We start from the raw sequence: 5,671 nt of genomic DNA, 5'->3' as shown, positions 1-5,671 counted from the left end.
CGTGTTCGTGGATATACTCCTACATCACTCGCCGCCGGTTACCGGCAGGCGCATCGGCCCCGCTCCAATGTCGGCGTCCGTGCGCACCAGCAGGCGGTAGCCGCCCACGTAGGGCAGGCGCTGGGCGTACTGGCTGACCACGCCTACGATACGGAGCACATCTCCGCGCGCGACCATGGGCCGCCTCGCCTGGCCCCCTTCGCGGAAGTACACCCGCGCCGGCCCCGTGCCGTCATCTAGCCACAGGGCGCGGGTCTCCACGTCCACCACGCGCCCCACCATCGCCACCAGCAGACCCTCCCACGCCTCGCCCATGTCGCCGGTACGGATGCGGACGGGAGCGATGGGATCTTCGGGATCAAACCGTTGCAGGTCCCCAGGCCCGGACACGTACAACTGCAACTCGCCGTGGTAGTCGCGCAGGCGGCCCGTGGCGCGCAGCCACTGCCCCTCCACCAGCGGCGGATACTCCCCCGTGGCGAGGTACACCGCCAGCGCCGCGCCCCGGTCCTGGATGAAAACCAGGCGCTCGCTCACCGTCCCGGGCCACACGGCCGTGCACACTACCACTCGCAGCCAATGCCGTCTTTGTCTCCATCAAAGCGGTGTGGATCTGGGGGTAGCACACGAAACCGGCGGAACGGAATGTCCTTGCAGTCTAGGTCAGGAGGGGGCGGCGGTATGCAGACGTCGGGGTAGGATGGATGACAGTTGCCCTTTGCCGCGAGCGACGGAGGCGGCACAGGTGTCGGACATGGCGACGATGCGACTCGCGGCAAGACCGTGCAGAAGACTGGTATCTCTGCAAACTCAGCCCAGACCCATCCGGACTCACCAGTGGAGAGCACCCGAACGTTGATCCACTCGCAATAGGCATCGCGCCCCAGTATCTCCAGCAGACTGTCCGGATTGAGTTTTCTCAGGATTGGGCATGTATCGCCCGGCCCAGCGCGTAGGTTCACCCTCGTTGTGGTTCTGCCGAGACGGATAGGTTGGGGCGATGGCGTTGGCGTTGCACTCGGTTGCGCCGTGGGCCGGACCCGAGTAGCAGAGGGTGAAGCAGCCTTGGGCGCAAATGCAGCTAGGGACTCATTGGCTCGACCGGCCGGCTGATTGCTCGCCCGTCCCAGAAAGAAGCAAGCGGCGGCTAACACCGCTATCCCCACGATAGCCTTGAGAATGCCCAACCTTGCCAACACTGCTACTAATCTCCTGTTCTAGTACACCCAGTTGTCCACCAGTTGACCCGCCTCATTGTAGAGCCGCGCCTCGTCTCCGTCGTTATTCCAGATGTACGAACCCGTCCACTTCAGGTCGGTCGGCGGGTTGTTGACGGCGGATGGGCCACTGTGAACCCTAACATAGGCCCCCACCGCCAGCGTGTAGCCCGAAGGAAACGTGTACCACTGGTTGCCTTCTACGCTCTGAATGCGCCAGTTGGTCATGTTTTGCGCGTTCGGACCATAGTTCGTTATCTCCACATACTCGTCGCTGCCAGCGTACGGCAAGGCCGTTATCTGAATGTTGTTTGCCGCGGATGTCGCCGTCGGTGTTGGCGTCCGTGTGGGTGTCCGGGTTGGCGTCCCCGTAGGTGTAAGCGTCCGTGTAGGCGTTCGGGTCGGAGGGGGTGTCGGCGTAGCGCCCACCGCGCCCCGTGCCACGACAGGCAGATACACCCATCGCGTCAGCGCCACGGTCGGCGTGGCCGTTACAGGGTTCTGGGTTGTGGAGACAAAATAGGATACGCCGTCCGTTGTAACCGTTATAGTCCCGTCCAGGTCGGTTCTGTAGGTATGCGCGCCAACGGACGCAAGGCGCGCCAACGTTGTGCTAGAAGGGTGTCCGTAGGAATTTCCCGCGCCTACGGAGATAACTGCCACTTCGGGCGCAACCGCCGTCAGAAAGCCCCAACTTGTGGACGTATCGCTGCCATGATGGGCTACTTTCAGGATTTCACTCTGCACCGTGTACTCGTGGGCAAGTATTTCGGCCTCGCCAGTCGCCTCTACATCCCCTGTGAACAAGAAGTCCACGCTGCCATACGACAGCCTCAAGACCAGGGAGTTGTTGTTGCAATCACTTCCGATGGTGGTCGGGTGTAAGGCAGCAACCGTCAGCGGCCCGACGGTCAACGTTTGCCCTGCCGATAGCACCGTGGTCGGTATTGACTTGCTGGCAATCAGGTCAAGAAACTGGGTGTACAGGCTGGAACTATACGATTGCCCTGTGTACCACACGGCATACACGGGCATAGATTCCAGAACCGTAACAAGGCCGCCCAGGTGGTCGGCGTGGGGATGGGTCAATACCATGCCTTCAATATCCGTGCACCCGTGGCTGGTCAGGTACGACACGACACCGTAGCCCGCCGATTGCGGCCCGCCGTCTATCAGCAGGTCAACACCCTGCGGGGTCTTCACCCAAATGGCGTCCCCTTGCCCTACATCCAGAAACGTGACAACTAGGGACCCTGTTGTTTCGCCCTGGACGAACGCAGGCGAAAAGGTCAGCAGTGCCAGGGCAACCACAATTGCGACTAGCCAGCCCACTGTAGGTGCCGCTCGAAGGTGTTTCCTCTCGTGCATACTGCACCTCCTTACCACAGCACAAAAACGGCGCGGACGATCCCACTACTATTATAGCAGGGTTTTCGAGCCACCTTGCCAAAAAAAGATGCGCTCGGGGTTTCCCCCAGCTGTCACCGCCCGTCGGCGGCCGGCAACCGCAAGTCTGTCGCGCTGGCCTACAACCGAATCAGGGGTTCTTGCCCTGTAGATACGCCACCCACTCCTGCCAGTGGGACGGCGGATTGCTGTCATTCGCGCCTGTGGAAGTTGCCACAGCAGTGCCGTTGGGTTGCGATGGGGTTACAACAACGAGGACTTCGTTGGGCCGCGTCCAGTGGAGCCACCGCCTGGCGGCTTCGTCGGCCCAGTGCGGGCGCGCCAGGGCTTCTTTCTGGGAGCGCAGGTCGGCGATCTCGGCCTGCAGCGCCGCCTTGCTCTGCTGGAGGGTCTCCACTTGCAGCGACAGGGTGTGGAGTTCGCGCGCGTCGGCGGCCAGGTTCGTCAGCGTGAGCACGCCGAACGCCACGAGGAACAGCGCGAGAATCTGTTGGAGACTCAGAAGCCTGTTCTTCACCGTTCTGCCTCCCGCGCCCGCGCCCCCCACATGACCAGCATACTCCCATTGCGTTCCGCTGTCAAGCCGTTCAAGTTCGGTGCCAAATAAAAAGGTGCCGAAGGAGGGATTTGAACCCACATGGGCGATTGCCCACTGCGCCCTGAACGCAGCGCGTCTGCCAATTCCGCCACTTCGGCACTTCGTATATTATCCTAATGCGTTTTGGGCGATTTGTCAAACTGCGCGGCAGCGCTGAAGCCCTAGGGCCTAGTACGCGTTCTCGTCTTTGGCGAAATGCACCACGGTCCGAATGAGAATCTTGATGTCCAGCCAGAGCGACCAGTTCTCAATGTACCACAGGTCGTACTTGGTGCGCTCCACGATGGAGGTATCGCCGCGGAGGCCGTTGACCTGCGCCCAGCCGGTGATGCCCGCCTTCTCACGATGGCGCTCCATGTAGCGGGGGATGGCCTGGCGGAACTGCTCCACGTACATGGGGCGCTCGGGCCGCGGCCCCACCAGGCTCATCTCGCCGATGAGGACGTTGATGAACTGCGGCCACTCGTCTATGGAGTAGCGCCGCAGGAACTTGCCCAGGCGCGTGCGGCGCGGGTCGTTGGCCACCGTCCACCCTGGGCCGTTGGCCTCGGCGTCCTGGCGCATGGTGCGGAACTTGAGCAACTGAAACGGCTTGCCGTCCAGCCCTACCCGCTCCTGGACGTAGAAGACCGGGCCGGGCGATTCCAGTTTGATCAGCGCCGCCACCAGCAACATGAACGGCGACAGAAGGATGAGCGCGATGGCGCTGCCGACGATGTCCATGGCCCGCTTCAGCGTCAGTTTCCACCCGCGCAGGGCGATGTCCCGCACGGTCAGCAGCGGCAGGCCGTTCAGGTCGCCGATGCTCATCTCCGACGCGATGATCTGGAACACGTCGGGGAAGACCTTGATCTCCACGCGGCCCCGCTGGCACAGCGCGATGATCTCCAGCAGTTCCTGGTGCGAGCGTTCGGGCATGGCGATGATCACCTGATCCACCGCGTGCGCGTCTATCAGTTGGGGCAGGTCGGCGGTGGCCCCCAGCACCGGCACGCCCATGACATCGCCCTGCGCGGGCGACTCGTCCACAAAGCCCACCACCCTGTAGCCCAGCGCGGGCGACTGGCGAATCTTGTTGAGAATCATCCGCCCCACCTCGCCAGCGCCCACGATGAGCGTGTTGTACACGGCCACGCCGCGCGCGCGCAGCCGACCCTCCAGGTAGTCGTGGGCCAGCCTGCCCGCGCCCACAAGGACGATCGTCAGCACCCACGAGTACACCAGCATCAGGCGGGGATAGTCCAGTTCGTTCTTGTACAGGAGAGACGTAAGCGCGCTGGTGAGCAGGATTCCGATGGATGCCGCCCCCACCAGCGCCGTCAGCACGTCCAGGCGCGAAACGCCGCGCTTCAGGTGGTAGAGCCGCGCCAGGAGAAACGACACCAGGAGCGATCCCACCTGGATGAACAGCATCCCCACGTAGCCGCGGAACGGCAGGATGTTGACGGCGGGCGGGTTCTGCGTGCGCAAGCGCCACAGATACGCCAAATAGAACGCCAAAGCCGCCAGCGATGCGTCCAGGAAGACCAGCATCGCCTTGAGGAGCCACTCGCTGCGCTTTGTCATGCGGGCGTCTCCTTCGTTGTCGCGGCCTGGGGCCTGCCCAGAATCTCCCGCAGCATGGGAAGCCCGCCCCGCAGGACAAGCCCACACAGGATGAGAAAATGGAGCACGCGGTTGGTGCTGGCCGCATAGTGCTTGCGGTAGAAGATGTACATGGCGCGCTGGAACTCAAACTGGGCGCGGCGGCTGTGGCGGCTGGCCGCCCGCTTGTAGTGAAGCACCGTTACGGCGGGGTTGTAGTATACCTTCCACCCCTTCTGCCGAATGCGATAGGCCCAATCCAGGTCTTCGCCGTACATGAAAAACGTCTCGTCCAACAGCCCCGCCTGCTCCATGGCCTCGGCCCGCACCATCATGAACGCCCCGACCACCGAGTCCACCTCGGCCTCGTCGTCGGGGTCCAGGAACGTCATGTTGTAGCGGCCGAAGCGCCTGCTCTTGGGGAACAGACGGCTGAGTCCGCTCAGCCGATACAGGGATACGGCGGGCGTGGGGAAGCCACGGCGACAGGCCAGGTCCAGGCTCCCGTCGGCCAGCACCAGGCGCGGCCCCGCGACCCCCGCGTCGGGCCTGGAATCCATGTAGGCCACCATGTCGGCCAGGGCCGAAGGCGGCACCACCGTATCGGGGTTCAGCAGCAGGTAGTAGCGCGAGGGCGGGGCCGCCTGCAGGCCCAGATTGTTGGCATACGAGTACCCGCCGTTGACAGGGCTGGCAATGAGATGCACCTGCGGGAACTCCTGGCGCACCATGTCGGCGCTGCCGTCGGTGGAGGCGTTGTCCACGACGATCACGGCAAAAGCGTCCAGCCCGCGGCTCCCCAGCACGGAGCGCAGGCAGTCGCGCAGGAGCGCCTTCGTATTGTAGTTGACGATCACAACAGACA

Annotated in this window: 6 protein-coding genes and 1 tRNA gene; all 7 read right to left on the bottom strand. The window is 63.3% G+C overall.

All coding sequences use genetic code 11. The features are described from left to right. Positions 1 to 24: 24 nt before the first annotated feature. Positions 25 to 570, bottom strand: a complete 546-nt coding sequence (locus tag H5T65_13875; protein MBC7260315.1) for a hypothetical protein — start codon at positions 568 to 570, stop codon at positions 25 to 27. Further along, on the bottom strand, positions 564 to 962 hold the full coding sequence (locus H5T65_13870; protein ID MBC7260314.1) for an SH3 domain-containing protein: 399 nt from the start codon (positions 960 to 962) through the stop codon (positions 564 to 566). The genes H5T65_13875 and H5T65_13870 overlap by 7 nt, the downstream gene beginning before the upstream one ends. Positions 963 to 1,217: 255 nt before the next feature. Continuing rightward, on the bottom strand, positions 1,218 to 2,420 hold the full coding sequence (locus tag H5T65_13865) for a lamin tail domain-containing protein (GenBank protein ID MBC7260313.1): 1,203 nt from the start codon (positions 2,418 to 2,420) through the stop codon (positions 1,218 to 1,220). Between the two features lie 334 nt (positions 2,421 to 2,754). Beyond that, on the bottom strand, positions 2,755 to 3,141 hold the full coding sequence (locus H5T65_13860; GenBank protein ID MBC7260312.1) for a septum formation initiator family protein: 387 nt from the start codon (positions 3,139 to 3,141) through the stop codon (positions 2,755 to 2,757). A 95-nt stretch (positions 3,142 to 3,236) separates the two neighbouring features. Beyond that, positions 3,237 to 3,320 (bottom strand) — tRNA-Leu (locus H5T65_13855). Between the two features lie 70 nt (positions 3,321 to 3,390). After that, entirely contained in the window at positions 3,391 to 4,788 is a 1,398-nt protein-coding gene (locus H5T65_13850; protein ID MBC7260311.1) for an undecaprenyl-phosphate glucose phosphotransferase, read from the bottom strand. Next, positions 4,785 to 5,671: glycosyltransferase family 2 protein (locus tag H5T65_13845; protein ID MBC7260310.1), on the bottom strand; the 887-nt coding region annotated here is incomplete at its 5' end. The genes H5T65_13845 and H5T65_13850, both read right to left, overlap by 4 nt.

It is taken from the genome of Chloroflexota bacterium (genome assembly GCA_014360805.1).
GTDB lineage: Bacteria > Chloroflexota > Anaerolineae > DTLA01 > DTLA01 > DTLA01.
The sequence above is the reverse complement of the archived record's forward strand: the minus strand, read 5'-3'. Positions and strand labels throughout refer to the sequence as shown.

Excerpts from the sequence above, each read along its gene's own strand:
- H5T65_13850 (MBC7260311.1), bottom strand. The coding sequence starts at position 4,788 with ATGACAAAGCGCAGCGAGTGGCTCCTCAAGGCGATGCTGGTCTTCCTG.